General features: G+C 63.1%; 14 protein-coding genes. 10 read left to right on the plus strand and 4 right to left on the minus strand.

The annotated features are described in order from the left end of the window. Nucleotides 1–9 precede the first annotated feature (9 nt). The 7 genes from BA011_RS20760 (at nt 10) to BA011_RS20790 (ending at nt 8,003) form a co-directional block, all read left to right on the plus strand. Nucleotides 10–1,509: a type II and III secretion system protein family protein gene (locus BA011_RS20760; RefSeq protein WP_065281819.1), complete on the plus strand. Its 1,500-nt coding sequence runs from the start codon at nt 10–12 to the stop codon at nt 1,507–1,509. Further along, on the plus strand, nt 1,506–2,258 hold the full coding sequence (locus tag BA011_RS20765; protein WP_065281820.1) for a CpaD family pilus assembly protein: 753 nt from the start codon (nt 1,506–1,508) through the stop codon (nt 2,256–2,258). The genes BA011_RS20760 and BA011_RS20765 overlap by 4 nt, the downstream gene beginning before the upstream one ends. A 14-nt stretch (nt 2,259–2,272) precedes the next feature. Next, nucleotides 2,273–3,550 carry an AAA family ATPase gene (locus BA011_RS20770; protein WP_065281821.1) on the plus strand — a complete coding sequence of 426 codons (1,278 nt, stop codon included), beginning with the start codon at nt 2,273–2,275 and terminating at the stop codon, nt 3,548–3,550. Between the two features lie 130 nt (nt 3,551–3,680). Next, complete coding sequence (locus BA011_RS20775) at nt 3,681–5,156, plus strand: CpaF family protein (protein ID WP_065281822.1); 1,476 nt, start codon at nt 3,681–3,683, stop codon at nt 5,154–5,156. A gap of 5 nt (nt 5,157–5,161) precedes the next feature. Next, the gene (locus tag BA011_RS20780) at nt 5,162–6,169 is read left to right on the plus strand and encodes a type II secretion system F family protein (protein WP_065281823.1); all 1,008 of its coding nucleotides are present in this window, start codon (nt 5,162–5,164) and stop codon (nt 6,167–6,169) included. Between the two features lie 15 nt (nt 6,170–6,184). Then, nucleotides 6,185–7,171, plus strand: a complete 987-nt coding sequence (locus tag BA011_RS20785; RefSeq protein WP_065281824.1) for a type II secretion system F family protein — start codon at nt 6,185–6,187, stop codon at nt 7,169–7,171. A 199-nt stretch (nt 7,172–7,370) separates the two neighbouring features. Further along, entirely contained in the window at nt 7,371–8,003 is a 633-nt protein-coding gene (locus BA011_RS20790) for a LysE family translocator (protein WP_065281825.1), read from the plus strand. A gap of 47 nt (nt 8,004–8,050) precedes the next feature. On the opposite strand, the gene BA011_RS20795 is transcribed toward BA011_RS20790, so the two are convergent. Beyond that, nucleotides 8,051–8,887 carry a tetratricopeptide repeat protein gene (locus tag BA011_RS20795; RefSeq protein ID WP_065281826.1) on the minus strand — a complete coding sequence of 279 codons (837 nt, stop codon included), beginning with the start codon at nt 8,885–8,887 and terminating at the stop codon, nt 8,051–8,053. A gap of 144 nt (nt 8,888–9,031) precedes the next feature. Here BA011_RS20795 and BA011_RS20800 point away from each other — a divergent pair, with 144 nt between their 5' ends. From BA011_RS20800 to BA011_RS20810, 3 genes are all read left to right on the plus strand, one after another. Beyond that, nucleotides 9,032–10,423: a leucyl aminopeptidase family protein gene (locus tag BA011_RS20800; protein ID WP_065281827.1), complete on the plus strand. Its 1,392-nt coding sequence runs from the start codon at nt 9,032–9,034 to the stop codon at nt 10,421–10,423. Between the two features lie 177 nt (nt 10,424–10,600). Then, nucleotides 10,601–10,951, plus strand: a complete 351-nt coding sequence (locus tag BA011_RS20805) for a MarR family transcriptional regulator (RefSeq protein ID WP_027669177.1) — start codon at nt 10,601–10,603, stop codon at nt 10,949–10,951. An 11-nt stretch (nt 10,952–10,962) separates the two neighbouring features. Then, entirely contained in the window at nt 10,963–11,820 is an 858-nt protein-coding gene (locus tag BA011_RS20810) for an NlpC/P60 family protein (RefSeq protein WP_065281828.1), read from the plus strand. On the opposite strand, the gene BA011_RS20815 is transcribed toward BA011_RS20810, so the two are convergent. The 3 genes from BA011_RS20815 to BA011_RS20825 are packed head-to-tail and all read right to left on the minus strand — an operon-like array spanning nt 11,821 to nt 15,063. Next, nucleotides 11,821–13,212, minus strand: coding sequence for an amidase (locus tag BA011_RS20815; RefSeq protein WP_065281829.1), 1,392 nt, complete (start codon nt 13,210–13,212; stop codon nt 11,821–11,823). 36 nt (nt 13,213–13,248) lie between these two features. Beyond that, nucleotides 13,249–14,112 carry an ABC transporter permease gene (locus BA011_RS20820; protein ID WP_065281830.1) on the minus strand — a complete coding sequence of 288 codons (864 nt, stop codon included), beginning with the start codon at nt 14,110–14,112 and terminating at the stop codon, nt 13,249–13,251. Between the two features lie 3 nt (nt 14,113–14,115). Further along, a complete protein-coding gene (locus tag BA011_RS20825) occupies nt 14,116–15,063 on the minus strand; it encodes an ABC transporter permease (protein ID WP_065281831.1) in 948 nt (315 codons plus the stop codon). Between the last annotated feature and the right edge of the window lie 212 nt (nt 15,064–15,275).

Genomic DNA, 15,275 nt, shown 5'->3' on the forward strand with positions numbered 1-15,275 from the left:
GACGTGCAAATGGGCAATTCAACGCGGCGCGCCGGACCTCTCCTGACAGGTTGCCTTTCGCTGGCAATCGGCGTCTCCGGTATAGTGCCGGCCCCTTTCGCCCCACTTTTCGGAGCAGGCGAGGCGCGTGCCGATTCCGATAGCCTGGTCCGGATTTCGCAGACCGGCTCCAATGCCCATCGCCGGCTGAAGATCGGTCTCAACAAGGCCGTCGTCGTCGATCTGCCTGAGGATGCGCATGATATCCTCGTCTCCGATCCGACCATGGCCGATGCCGTGACCCGCACCTCGCGGCGCATCTATCTGTTCGGCAAGAAGGTCGGCCAGACGAATATCTTCGTCTTCGGCGCCGGTGGACAGGAGATCGTCAATCTCGACATCGAGATCGAGCGCGACGTCTCCGGCCTCGAAGTCAATCTCCGCCGCTTCATTCCCGACTCCAACATCAACGTCGAAATCGTCTCCGACAACATCGTGCTGACCGGCACGGTGCGCACGCCGCAGGACGCTACGCAGGCGGCCGATCTGGCGCAGGTGTTCCTGAAGGGCGGCGAGGCGACGACCAGAACCGAAACGGCATCCGGTACCGGCGGCGACAGCTCGGTGGCGCTCTTTGCCGAAGGTCGCCAGAGCTCTCAGGTCGTCAACCTCCTGCAGATCGAGGGCGAGGACCAGGTCACCCTCAAGGTGACGATCGCCGAGGTCCGCCGCGAGGTGCTGAAGCAGCTCGGCTTCGACAATCTGGTTTCCAATTCCTCCGGCATGACGGTCGCCCAGCTCGGCAGTCCGAACGCCGACAGCGCCGCATCGACGGTCGGCGGCGGCCTGGCGGCGCTTTTCAAGAGCTCGATCGGCAAATACGACATTTCGACCTACCTCAATGCGCTGGAACAGGCCAAGGTCGTCAAGACGCTCGCCGAACCGACGCTGACGGCGATATCGGGCCAGGCCGCGACCTTCAATTCCGGTGGCCAGCAGCTTTATTCGACGACCGACAACGACGGCAACGTCACCGTCGTCCCGTTCAACTACGGTATCAACCTCGCCTTCAAACCGGTCGTGCTGTCATCGGGACGCATCAGCCTGCAGATCAAGACCAATGTCTCCGAACCGGTGGCCGGTAGCGGCAACGCCACCTATCAGCGCCGTTCGGCGGAGACCTCGGTGGAGCTGCCCTCGGGCGGCTCGATCGCGCTCGCCGGCCTTATCCGCGACAATGTTTCCCAGACGATGGGCGGCACGCCCGGCGTCTCGAAGATCCCGCTGCTCGGGACGCTCTTCCGCCAGAAGGGGTTCGAGCGTCAGGAAACCGAACTCGTCATCATCGCAACGCCCTATCTGGTGCGCCCGGTGGCGCGCAATCAGCTCAACCGGCCGGACGACAATTTCAGCCCTGAGAATGACGGTGCGACCTTCTTCCTCAACCGTGTCAACAAGGTCTATGGCCGCCGCGAGGCGCCCGTTGCCGATGCGCAGTTCCACGGCTCGATCGGGTTCATCTACAAATGAGCGGGGCACGATCGGCAGCGATGGCAGAAAACAGAGATCAGGCGATGGCCCATATGAATGCGACGACACCCCGCCTCGGAATCTCGAAGGCGCTTTTTGCCACGGTCGCCATGTCGGCGGCGATACTTTCCGGATGCGCCGGCCCGCATGACCAACTAACGACCGGCGGCATTCCGGACGATTACCGCGCCCGCCACCCGATCATCGTCACGGAGGCGGAGCAGACGGTGGATATACCCGTCGCCTCCACCGATCGCCGCCTGACCATCGCTCAGCGCGACCTCATTCGTGGCTTTGCCGCAAACTACATCTCGCGCGCCTCGGGGCCGGTTTATGTGCTGTCGCCGCAAGGCTCGCCCAATTCGGCCGCAGCCTATCAGCTGCGCAATCAGGTCCGTGCCGAGCTGACATCGAGGGGGATCGCAAGCTCGAAAATCGTCAACACCTCCTATGCCGCGGTCGGTCCTGGCGATGCGGCGCCGATCCGGCTGAGCTTTACCGGCACCACCGCGGTCACCACGCAATGCGGTCAATGGCCGAAGGACATATCGAACGATTTGACCAACCAGAACTACTATAATTTCGGCTGCGCCTCGCAGAACAACCTTGCCGCCCAGATCGCCAATCCGGAGGATCTGGTGGCGCCCCGCGGCATGACCCCGATCGATGCGCAGCGGCGCAACAATGCGATCCAGGAATACCGGACGACGACGACGACGATCGAAGATGCCGGCGATAGCGGATTCTGAGGCGGAACGGAACGATGAGCGCGATCGAATACGAAATCAGGAATCCCAGCGAGCTTCGCAACGCCGAGGAGGCGGTGCGCATGGCGGATCTGGAAAACATGCGGCCGTTGCCGCGCATCTCCGTCCATGCCTTCTGCGAGAGCGAGGCCCTGCAGCAAGTCATGGAACGCTGCGCCAATGATCGGCGCGTCGCGAAAGTCAGCATGCGCATCACCAGCGGCGGCATCGCCGCTGCCGCCAATATGTTTTCCGGCGCCCCGACGCCGAATCTCATCATCCTTGAGACCAAGGCGAATGCCGCGAACCTGCTCGGCGAACTCGCGCCACTCGCCGCCGTCTGCGATCCGACGACCAAGGTCGTCATTATCGGCTACTACAACGATATCGGGCTTTACCGCGAGCTCATCCGCAACGGCATTTCCGAATATATGGTCCAGCCCGTCGCCATGCCCGATATCCTTACGGCGATGGCCTCGATCTTTGTCGATCCGGACGCCGAGCCGCTCGGCCGCAGCATCGCCTTCATCGGCTCGAAGGGCGGCACCGGCGCCTCGACCATCGCGCATAATTGCGCCTTCGGCATTTCCAATCTCTTCTCCACCGAGACGATCCTCGCCGATCTTGACCTGCCCTTTGGCACCGCCAACATCGACTTCGATCAGGATCCGGCCCAGGGCATTGCCGAAGCGGTCTTCGCACCCGATCGTCTCGACGAGGTCTTCCTCGACCGCCTGCTGACGAAATGCTCCGAGCATCTGTCGCTGCTTGCCGCACCCTCGCTGCTCGATCGTGCTTATGATTTCGACGGCCAGGCCTTCCAGCCGGTGCTCGACGTCCTGCAGCGCAGCGCGCCCGTCACCGTGCTCGATGTTCCGCATGCATGGTCGGAATGGACGCGCTCGGTGCTGTCGAGCGTCGACGAGGTGGTCATCGCAGCGGTTCCCGATCTCGCCAATCTGCGCAACGCCAAGAACATGCTGGACGCGCTGCGCAAGATGCGGCCGAACGACAGGCCGCCGCATCTCATCCTCAATCAGGTTGGCATGCCGAAACGGCCGGAGATTTCGCCGTCGGATTTTTGTGAGCCGCTGGAGATCGATCCGATCGCGATCATCCCCTTCGACATCAGTCTTTTCGGCAACGCCGCCAACAGCGGCCGGATGATTTCCGAAGTCGACCCGAAGTCGCCGACGGCGGAAACCTTTTCGCAGATATCGCACATCGTCACCGGCCGGGTCGCGATCAAGAAGGCGAAGAAAGGCGGCCTGCTGGGCCTCCTGAAGCGCAAGTAGACGACGAGCATTTCCAGCAAAAGCGGGCAGCGGTTTTGCATCCGGAATTGCGTGAAAACAAAAAGATAGAGCATTTCCCTCAGTCGGAGATCGGGAAATTCTCTAGAACGAGCAGATTGGATCGAGTGGCATGTTTGGAAAACGCGGAAACGAAGGTTCCGGAAAGGTCGGAGGGGCGATTGCTCCGCCGCCGCCGGTTCCGGCCGCCGCCCTTGCGGCCTCTTCCCCCTCCATTCTGGTCGAACCCTCGCGCGAGTCCGCACGCCAGCAGGTGACGCCGCCGCCGATGCAGGCGCCGCAGCGCAAGCGCCCGGCCCGCACCGATGAATATTACGACACTAAGGCGCAGGTCTTTTCCGCGCTGATCGACACGATCGATCTCTCGCAGCTTTCCAAGCTCGACGGCGAAAGCGCCCGCGAGGAAATCCGCGACATCGTCAACGACATCATCACCATCAAGAACTTTGCGATGTCGATCTCCGAGCAGGAAGAACTGCTCGAGGATATCTGCAACGACGTCCTGGGCTACGGCCCGCTGGAGCCGTTGCTGGCGCGCGACGACATTGCCGACATCATGGTCAACGGCGCCGGCCAGACTTTCATCGAAGTCGGCGGCAAGACGATCGAATCCGAGATTCGCTTCCGCGACAATGCACAGCTTCTCTCGATCTGCCAGCGCATCGTCAGCCAGGTCGGCCGCCGCGTCGACGAATCGAGCCCGATCTGCGACGCCCGCCTGCCGGATGGTTCGCGCGTCAACGTCATCGCGCCGCCGCTGTCGATCGACGGGCCGGCGCTCACCATCCGCAAGTTCAAGAAGGATAAGCTGACGCTCGATCAGCTCGTCCGTTTCGGTGCGATCACGCCGGAAGGCGCAACCGTGCTGCAGATCATCGGGCGCGTACGCTGTAATGTTGTCATTTCAGGCGGCACCGGCTCGGGCAAAACCACGCTGCTGAACTGCCTCACCAATTATATCGACAGGGACGAACGCGTCATCACCTGCGAGGATACCGCCGAACTGCAGCTGCAGCAGCCGCATGTCGTTCGTCTCGAAACGCGCCCGCCGAATATCGAAGGCGAGGGCGAGATCACCATGCGCGATCTGGTCAAGAACTGCCTGCGTATGCGTCCCGAGCGCATCATCGTCGGCGAAGTGCGCGGACCTGAGGTGTTCGACCTGCTGCAGGCGATGAACACCGGTCACGACGGCTCGATGGGCACGATCCACGCCAACACACCGCGCGAATGCCTGAGCCGTATTGAATCGATGATCGCCATGGGCGGCTTTACCCTGCCGGCAAAGACGGTCCGCGAGATCATTTCAAGCTCGGTCGACGTCGTCATTCAGGCGGCGCGCCTTCGCGACGGTTCGCGCCGCATCACCCAGATCACCGAGGTGATCGGCATGGAAGGCGACGTCATCATCACCCAGGACCTGATGCGCTACGAGATCGAAGGCGAGGATGCGAACGGCCGCCTGATTGGCCGGCACATGTCGACCGGCGTCGGCAAGCCGCATTTCTGGGATCGCGCCCGCTACTTCAACGAGGAAAAGCGTCTTGCCGCCGCCCTCGACGCGATGGAAGCGAAAACGAAGGAATAGGCGAGATGTTCGGGTTCGATCCGATAGTGTTGGCAATCGTCGTCCTCGCCGCCGTCTCCGCGGCGGCGGTCGCCTATGCCTTGTTGTTTTCGAAGATCGAGGCCGACAAGAAATCGGCAAGCCGCATCAATCGGGTCAAATCGGCCGAAAGCGACCGGGTCAAGGTCAAGGCCGCCCGTGACCGGGTGCAAGAGCTGTCGAAGCGCCGTAAATCGGTGCAGGACAATCTGAAGGATCTGGAAAAGCGCCAGCACGAGAAGACCAAGAAGACCGTGTCGATGAAATCGCGGCTGGTGCAGGCCGGCCTGACGATCACGGCGGCGAAATTCTATCTCATCAGCGCCGTCTTCGCCTCCGTGCTGCTGCTTGTCGCCTTGGTCGTCGGCGCATCGTGGATGGTCATGGTCGGTATCGCCGTCGTCGCCGGTCTCGGCCTGCCGCGCTGGGTCGTCGGCTTCCTGATCAAGCGCCGCCAGACCAAGTTTTTGAACGAACTCCCCAATGCGCTTGACGTCATCACGCGCTCGATCAAATCGGGCCTGCCGCTCAACGATGCGATCCGCCTTATCGCCACCGAAGGCACCGAGCCGGTCAAGAGCGAGTTCCTGCGGGTGATCGAGGCGCAGCAGGTCGGCCTCAGCATTCCCGACGCCTGCGCCCGCATGACGATCCACATGCCGCTCCAGGAAGTCAACTTCTTCGCCATCGTCATCGCCATCCAGTCGCAGGCCGGCGGCAATCTGTCGGAAGCGATCGGCAACCTCTCCAAGGTGCTGCGCGAGCGCAGGAAGATGAAGGCCAAGGTCCAGGCGCTGTCAATGGAAGCCAAGGCGTCGGCCGTCATCATCGGGGCTCTGCCCTTCATCGTCGCGACCCTCGTCTACATGACGTCGCCGAACTACATGATGATCCTTTTCACCGATCCGCGCGGCCATTTCATCATGGGTGTCTCGGCGATCTGGATGTCGATCGGCATTTTCGTCATGCGCAACATGGTCAATTTTGACATTTAGCCGGAAGGACGCACCATGTCGCAGGATCTTGCCGCAACGCTGACCAATCCGAGCATGCTGATCGCCCTTCTCGTCGCGATCGCCGTCTTCGCCACTTTTTACACGATTGCCGTTCCCTTCTTCGAGCGCGGCGATCTGAACAAGCGTATGAAGGCTGTCTCCACAGAGCGCGAGCAGATCCGTGCCCGCGAACGCGCCCGCATGAACACGGAAACCGGCGCCGGCAAGGCCTCGCTCAGGAACCAGAACAACCGCTCGGTCCGTCAGATCGTCGAGCGCTTCAACCTGCGCAAGGCGCTGGTCGACGAAAACACGGTCAACAAGCTGCGTGCCGCGGGTTTCCGTTCGGAGAATGCGCTGAATAGCTTCCTCGTGGCGCGTTTCCTGCTGCCTTTCCTTTTCCTGGCGCTTGCTGCCTTCTGGGTCTTCGGTCTCGGCAACCTCGCCGAAAAGGGCACGCCGATCCGCCTCTTTGCCGTCATCGGCGTCGGTTATCTCGGATTCTACGCGCCGAACATCTATATCTCCAACCGCATGGGCAAGCGCCAGCACTCGATCAAGCGCGCCTGGCCGGACGCGCTGGACCTGATGCTGATCTGCGTCGAATCCGGCATCTCGATCGAGGCCGCGATGCGCCGTGTATCGGAAGAACTCGGCGAGCAGTCGCCGGCGCTCGCCGAGGAGATGGTGCTGACCACGGCCGAACTCTCCTTCCTGCCGGATCGCCGCGTGGCGCTCGAAAATCTTGCCACGCGCACCCAGATCGAACTGGTGCGTTCGGTGACTCAGGCGCTGATCCAGGCCGATCGCTACGGCACGCCAGTCGCGCAGGCGTTGCGCGTTCTCGCCCAGGAAGGACGCGACGAGCGCATGAACGAAGCGGAAAAGAAGGCGGCCGCGCTGCCGCCGAAACTGACGGTGCCGATGATCCTGTTCTTCCTGCCGGTGCTGATCGCCGTCATTCTCGGTCCGGCCGGCATTCAGGTGGCAGACAAGTTCTGACGGTTGCGCCGGCCCGGAAAGCGGATGCCGCTTTCTGTAGAAGAGGATGTTGCCTCAAAGACCGTCGGCCGATTGCGGCCTTCAAACACGCGTGACCGCCGCCGGCATAGCTGTTAAACGGGATGGACGACCATTGGCAAGCGCGCCGATGCAGCCGCAGTGCCCCTGGCGCGCGTTCAATCCAAAAGAGAGGTGTCCGATGTCTTCTGCCGGCATTTTCATCAGCATCATGGCAGCCCTGGCGGTCGGCGCGATGAGCCCCGGCCCGAGCTTCGTCGTCGTCTCCAGGATCGCCATCTCGCGTTCCAGGCTGGATGGCCTTGCGGCCGCACTCGGCATGGGCGTCGGCGGTGTCGTTTTTGCCGTGCTGGCGCTTGCCGGGCTGACGGCGCTGCTGTCTCAGTTCGAATGGCTCTATGTTCTGCTGAAGGTCGCAGGCGGCGCCTATCTCGTCTATATCGCCGTCAATATCTGGAGGAGCGCCGGTCAGCCGCTCGAAGTCTCTGACGCCGTCAACGGCAATCGCGCGCTGAGATTGAGCTTCACGACTGCCCTGCTGACCCAGCTCAGCAACCCGAAAACCATCATTGTCTATGCCAGCCTCTTTGCTGCACTTCTGCCGAGGACGGTGCCGCTCGATCTCATTGTCGCGCTGCCGCTCGGCGTCTTTGCCGTGGAGGCCGGGTGGTATTCGACCGTGGCCTTCGCCTTTTCGGCACGCCATCCGCGGCGTCTCTATCTTGCCGCCAAGGGCTGGATCGACCGGGCCGCCGGTGCCGTCATGGGCGGCCTAGGTTTGCGTCTTATTCTTTCGGGCCTGAGCGCCCGTTAAGATCATGATCACTCCGAAAGCGTAAGCCTTTCGACGACATGATTGGGTCAATTGGTGTTGCTGTCGCCTGCAGCTTGCGGCGTCTTGTCCTTGGCAGCGAGTTTTTGCCAGGAATTCTGCTGCGAGAGCATGCCTCTGAGATAGGCGACATTGGCATCGGCCTGCTGCGGCGAAAGTTCGCGCCGGGCGATCTGCTCGGCTTCCGGGAAACGCCCCTGCAGACCGACGACGAGGGCAAGGTTCTGCCTGACGCGGCTGTCGGCAGTCGGCTGGCCGGCGGCGGAGCGCAGGTAGGTTTCGGCCGTGCGCAGATCGCCGGTCAGCACGTAGGACATGCCGAGGTTGGAAAGGATGGAGGGCTCGTTCGGCTGGATGTCGAGCGCGTCGCGGTAGCGCTGCCTTGCATCGCTTGCCCGGCCCATCTGGTCGAGGATAGCGCCTTGGGCCGAGATCAGCTTCCAGTCCGGACGGTCCGGCGTCTGGGCGCGGCCGATCGTGTCGAGCGCCTGCTGGAACTGGCCGGCCGCCGCCTGTGCCTTGCCGTAGGCAGCCAGCACGTTGCGGTCGCCGGGATTGGCGATGGCCACCTGCTGCATGACGGCGAGCGCCTGCGTGTCGCGGCCGTTCATGCGCAGCAGATTGGCGTAGTTGATGCCGGTGACGGGATCGCGCGGGTTCTTTTCATAGGCCTGACCGAGCCGGTCCGTCGCCGAGCGCAGCTCGGTCGCATCCATCTCTTCGACCGGTTTGGTGAGTTTCGGCACCGAGCCCGTCGTCATCCGGTCCTTGGTCGTCGAGCAACCGGCAAGTGCCAAGACGAGCAGCGATGCCGCAGCGCCCTGCAGGATACGATTGGTGAATGTGGTGGTGAGCGAGGCAGGCATGGCGCGTTCCTGGATTCCGAAATCGGCGCCTGACCTCGAAGCGGAACAGGGAAAGGTTTGACGCGTAATCTTCGCTCCAGCAATAGTCTGTTAACCCTAACAGACCGTTAAGGAACGATTCCTTGCGACCGCCGAAGGACAATCATGGCCCCCTATCAGTTCATCGAGAGACCGACCCCTTTCAACACGAAGGGCGGTTTGACGCTGCCGATCTTTGCCGTCACGCCTGCCCATATCGAGACCGGCACGATCGATCCGATCGCGCTCGATTGGGCGCGCAGGGCAGGCTACAAGGCCGAAAGCGGGGCGCTGCTGCTGATCCCGACGGCCGAAGGCCATCTCGGCGGCGCGCTTTACGGCCTCGGCACCAATCCATCCGAGCAGCCTTACATCACCGGCAGGCTCGCCCGTGCGCTGCCGGCCGGCGATTGGCACATCGAGACCGCGCCGCTGACGGCAAATCGCTTGGCCCTCGGCTTTGGCCTCGGCAGCTACCGTTTCGACCGTTACAAATCCGAAAAATCGCCGGCGGCGACGCTGATGATCCCCCGCGATGCCGACGCCGCCGACATCAAGCGCCAGCTCGCCGGCGTCTTTCTCGCCCGCGACCTCATCAATACGCCGACGAACGACATGGGTCCGAACCAGCTCGAGGCCGTTTTCCGCGGTCTGGCCGGGCATTACAAGGCGGAGATATCGGTTATTACGGGTGACGACCTGCTCAAGCAGAATTTCCCGCTGGTCCATACCGTCGGCCGGGCCAGCGCCGATGCGCCGCGCCTTCTCGAGCTGCGCTGGGGCAAGAAGGGCCATCGCAAGGTGACCCTCGTCGGCAAGGGCGTTTGCTTCGATACCGGCGGTCTCGACATCAAGCCTGCCGCTTCCATGCTGCTGATGAAGAAGGACATGGGCGGGGCGGCGAATGTCATGGGGCTTGCCTTGATGATCATGGACGCCAAGCTGAAGGTCGACCTGCGCGTTATCGTTCCGGTTGTCGAAAACGCGATCTCGTCCAATGCCTTCCGGCCCGGCGACATCTACCGGAGCCGCAAGGGCCTGACCGTCCAGATCGACAATACCGACGCCGAAGGCCGTTTGATCCTTGCCGATGCGCTTGCCTATGCCGACGAGGAAGAGCCCGAGCTGCTGATCGACATGGCGACGCTGACCGGCGCCGCCCGCGTTGCGCTTGGTCCGGATCTTCCGCCTTTCTTCACCGATGACGCCAATCTGGCGCATCACCTCACCGAAGCGAGCCTGGAAACCGACGATCCGATCTGGCGCCTGCCACTCTATTCCGGCTACGAAAAGGATATCCGCACCAAGTTCGCCGACCTCACCAACGCGCCGGCCGGCGGCATGGCAGGGGCGATCACCGCAGCCCTCTTCCTCAAGCGTTTCGTCAGCAAGGCGAAGAGCTGGGTGCATTTCGACATTTACGGCTGGGCCCCGTCCGAACGGCCGCATTCGCCGGGCGGCGGCGAGGCGCAGGCAATCCGCGCGCTCTTTCACCATATCCGCGAGAGCCTGCGCTGACGCCATGCCAAAGTAGGCGCTGAGGCGCGTGGCATGATCCCGGTTCACGCGCCGCGCCTTGCTGCCGATCGTTAAAATTTTATTCACCTTGCCGGGCGGCAATTTCTGCCGCCCCTTGCATGTGCGTGGCAACTGCCGGAAAATGGAACGTTAGCGTAACGATCTTCCGGAGGGGCCGTGCCGATCGAACTGACCGCCTCGCAGGCGCTGGGGCTCTGGCATGGGGTGGCGCTCGATCAGGTCCGCCACGACGACCGCGATTTGACGTTGCGCCAGATGGCGATCCTGCTGCATATTTATCTGGTGCCGCCGCCGCACACCGTGCGCGGGCTTGCCGCCACGCTTGAGGTCACCAAGCCGGTCATTACCCGTGCCTTGGATACGATGGGCGAGATGGGCCTGGTAGACCGCGTGCGCGATGATGCCGACCGGCGCAATGTGATCATCAAGCGCACTGTCGGTGGTGCGCTTTATCTGGAAAAGCTCGGCGATCTCATCCGAGATCAGGCCCGCCGGTTGCCGATCTGAAAGGAATGCGAATGACGATGCTCGACCGCCGCCTGCATGCCTACCGGCCTGATCTCGCGGAAGCAGGGCTCGAAGGCAAGGTCGAGGCGTCGCGTTTTACGGAAGGCGTGCCGGCGCGTGTCGCCGTTCCTGTCGTGGCCGTGCGCCCTGAGCCGGACCTTGCCCGCGGCATCGATACCGAACTGCTTCTCGGCGAGGACGTGACGGTTTTCGATCGCGCCGACGGCTGGTGCTGGGTGAAAGCCGCCTCGGACGGCTATGTCGGTTATGTCGCGGCGGACGCGCTCTCGGAAGGCCGGCCGGCGCCGACCCATATGGTCACCGTCCAGCGCAGCTTCGTCTATCCCGAACCGGAACTGCGCAAGCCCCACCAGGCGATCCTGTCGATGGGAAGTCGCGTTCATGTCGCCCGTGAGGCGGAAGCGCGCGGCAATCGCTATGTCGTGCTCGAGGACGGAACGGCGATCTTCGCCAAGCACGTCCAGCCGATCGGCGCGCTCGATGGCGCCGATTACGTGGAGATCGTCGCCCGTTTCCTGGAAACGCCCTATCTCTGGGGCGGACGTTCCGGCCTCGGCATCGATTGCTCCGCCCTCGTCCAGCTGGCGATGTTGATGACGGGCAGAGCTGCGCCACGCGATACCGATATGCAGGCGGCAGGCCTTGGCCAGCCGATCGACCGATCCGAAATCCGCCGTGGCGACCTGGTATTCTGGAAGGGTCATGTCGCCGTCTTCGAAGATCCGGAAACCATTCTGCACGCCAACGGCCATAGCATGACGGTGGCGCGCGAGAATTTCGAGGCCGCGGTCGAGCGCATCGGCTGGCTCTACGAGCAACCGACCGGCTATCGCCGCCCGATCAGCTGATCAGTCGATCGGAGGCTGCGGCCAGGATCTCACTCCGCCGGTCCAGTCCTCGAAGGCTTTCGACAGTCTCAGCACCCGCATGTCGTCGAAGCGCGGCCCGACGATCTGCAACCCGATCGGCATGCCCGAGCGGGAGAAACCGCAATTGATCGAGGCGGCCGGCTGCTCCGACATGTTCCACGGAACCGTGAAACCGATATGCTCGAACGGCAGGGCCGGATCGTTGGTGGGAGATGCCCATTCTGCCGGATAGGAGATGATCGGATTGGTCGGCGAAAGCAGCGCGTCGACCTCGGTGAACAGCCGTCCGCAGCTCTTGCGCATCTCGATCGTCTGGTTGAAGCCTCTGACCGCATCGACGCCGCGGATGTCGGCGCCGCCCTTCGCCCAATCCCTGATATAGGGCAGGATGCTGTCGCGCCTGTTATCGTCGAGATCGGCGATATCGCCCCACAGCCGGGACCGCCAGAAATTGTCGAGCCCATCCAGCATCGCGCGCGTCAGCACCGGCTGGACCGATAGAATGGTCGCGCCGGCCGCCTCGAACTGTTTCGCCGCCGTTTCGACCGCGGCCCTGATCTCGTCGTCCACCGCAAGCCCGCAGCCGGCATCGAGCATCAACCCGATCTTCATGCCCGACAGGTCGATGTCGAGATCCATCCAGTTGAAATCGTTCGGCTGCAGGCTGGTGCCGTCGCGCCAGTCCGGCCGTGACAACGTCGCCATTGAAAAGGCCGCGTCCTCGACCGTGCGCGCCATCGGCCCGACGCAGCGCCCGACATAATAGGGATCGGCCGGAATGCGCCCATGGCTTGGCTTGAAGCCGAAGATGCCGGTCCAGCCGGCGGGAAGGCGCACCGAACCGCCGATATCGGTGCCGATATGCAGTGGTCCGTAACCGGCCGCCGCCGCTGCGGAAGCCCCGGCACTCGATCCGCCGGGATTCTGCGTGATGTCCCATGGATTGCGGCTGAGAGGATGAAAGCTCGAAAGGCCGGAGGACAGCATGCCGTAATCGGGGCAGGTGGTCTTGGCGAAGATCACCGCGCCGTCTTCCCGCAGCCGGGCGGCGGCAGGTGCATCGGCGTCCGCGGGTTTGAGTTCCACTGCCCTTGTGCCTGATGGCACCGGCTGGCCCTTCGTGGCGATCAATTCCTTCAGCGTTACCGGGATGCCGTCGAGGGGGCCTAGCGTTTCTGCCTTCGCCCAGCGCTCCGTCGACGCTTTCGCCTGGGCGCGCGCCGATTCCCGATCGTAGAGGTAGAGTGCCGAAATCGAAGGCTCCCAGGCGGCGATATGGTCTTCGAGGGCGAGCCAGTATTCGAGAGGGGAGAGGCTCTTATCGGCGAAGTGCTGCCTGAGTTCGCGGATGGTAAGGTCGGTTTCGGTCATGGCATGGTCTTTCGGGCTTTTCGTCTTGGGAGGACATCAGCGGCTCGCTTCGCGCGGGTCGAGCAGATCGCGCAAACCGTCGCCGAGCATGTTGAAGCCGAAGACGGTGAGCGCGATGGCAAGGCCGGGCAGGATCGCCAGCCAGGGAGCGAGCGCCAGATAGGTTTGCGCATCGGCAAGCATCCGGCCCCAGGTCGGCGCCGGCGGCGCCATGCCGAGCCCTAGGAAGCTGAGGCCCGCTTCGGTGAGGATCGCCAGCCCCAGCTGAATCGCGCCATGCACGATGATCTGGCTGACGATATTCGGCAGCACATGGCGCAGCGAAATGGTCAGGCGCGTATTGCCGATGGCGCGCGCCGCCGTCACATAGTCGCGGCTCCAGGCCTGCAGCGAGGTTGCAAGCGTCACCCGGGCAAAGACCGGGATCATGAAGACGGCGATCGCGGTGATCGCGGTGAACCGCCCTGGCCCGAGAAAGGCGCCGAGCACCATGGCGGACAGGATCGGCGGCAGCGCAAAGATGACGTCGCAGATGCGCATCAGCAACGCTTCGAAAGGACCGCGGATCGCCGCTGCCGAAATGCCGGCGATTGAGCCGAGCGTCCCGCCGATCGCAACCGCTGTGATGGCGATCGACAGTGAATTCCAGCATCCCGCCATCAGCATCGAAAGCACATCGCGGCCGAACTGATCCGTGCCGAGCAGGCCGAAGGCAAACGGCGGCTGCAATTTGTGGATGATCTGCATTTTCGCCGGCGGCAGCGGCGTCCAGACGAGCGACAGCAGTGCCACGGCGGTGAGCAGGCCGATGATGACGACCCCCGAAATCAGGTTCATTCGCCGGCTAAGTCTAAAGACCCGGCGGCGGCTGATGATGGCGGTGGACACGATCGGTGCCATGCGTCAGGCCGCCTTTCTCATCCTGGGATCGATCGCCAGGTAGGAGAGATCGACAATGAAATTCATCACGATGACGAGGCCTGCGAAGAATAGCACGACATCCTGCATGACGATGATGTCGCGCTGAGAGAGCGCCTGAAGGGCGAGCCGCCCGAGGCCAGGCAGGTTGAAGACGTTTTCCACCAGTACCGCGCCGGCGACGAGAAAGGTGAATTGCAACCCGATCATCGTCAGGATGGGGATCAGCGCATTCGGCACGATATGGCGCCACAGCACCGCACTGCGTGACAGCCCCTTGGCGACTGCGGTGCGGGCAAAATCCTCGTGCATCGTGTCAAGCACCGCCGAGCGCGCCACCCGCGTCAACACGCCCGCCTGCGGCATCGCCAGCGCGACGGCGGGCATAATCAGCGCCTGCAATGCCGGCTTGAGGCCGGCGCTCCAGCCCGGGAAACCGCCGGCCGGCATCAGCCCGAGCATCGTCGAAAACAGGATGATCAACAGCAGCGCCACCCAGAAGGCGGGCACGGCGATGCTGATCTGCGAAAACAGCGTCGCGATGACGTCGAAGACACCGCCGCGGCGCGAGGCGGCCAGCACGCCGAGCGGCAGGGCAATCGCCACCGAAAGCACGATCGCCATCAGCGCCAGCGGCAGCGTCACGACCAGCCGCTCGACGATCAACCCGGCGACCGGTACGCCATAGGTCAGCGAATTGCCGAGATCGCCGGAGAGCACGCCGGCCAACCATTGCCCATAGCGCATCAACAGCGGCTGGTCGAGGCCGAGACTGTGACGGAGGGCTGCAAGGGTTTCCGGTGTTGCCGAGGTGCCGAGCATGATCGAGGCGGGATCGCCTGGCAGAAGGTCCATAACGGCGAAGATCAGCAGCGAGACGACGACGAGCGTGACGATGAGACCGGCGAAGCGGCGGGCGAGGAGTGGGATCATATCAGATTGAGCACGGCCGCAATGGGACGCGGCACATCCTCTCCTCCGTCATTCCTGTGCTCGTCACAGGAATCCAGCCACGGCGCGTCGGCGCCGTGAAAGACTCTCATGCGATGAAGTCGTTCTCTCGCGCCCAAGGACTTGGGCGCACTGGATTCCTGTGACGAGCACAGGAATGAGGGAGCGAGAGGTTCGCGTGAATCGACCAAATC

Source organism: Rhizobium leguminosarum, from assembly GCF_001679785.1.
GTDB lineage: Bacteria > Pseudomonadota > Alphaproteobacteria > Rhizobiales > Rhizobiaceae > Rhizobium > Rhizobium leguminosarum_R.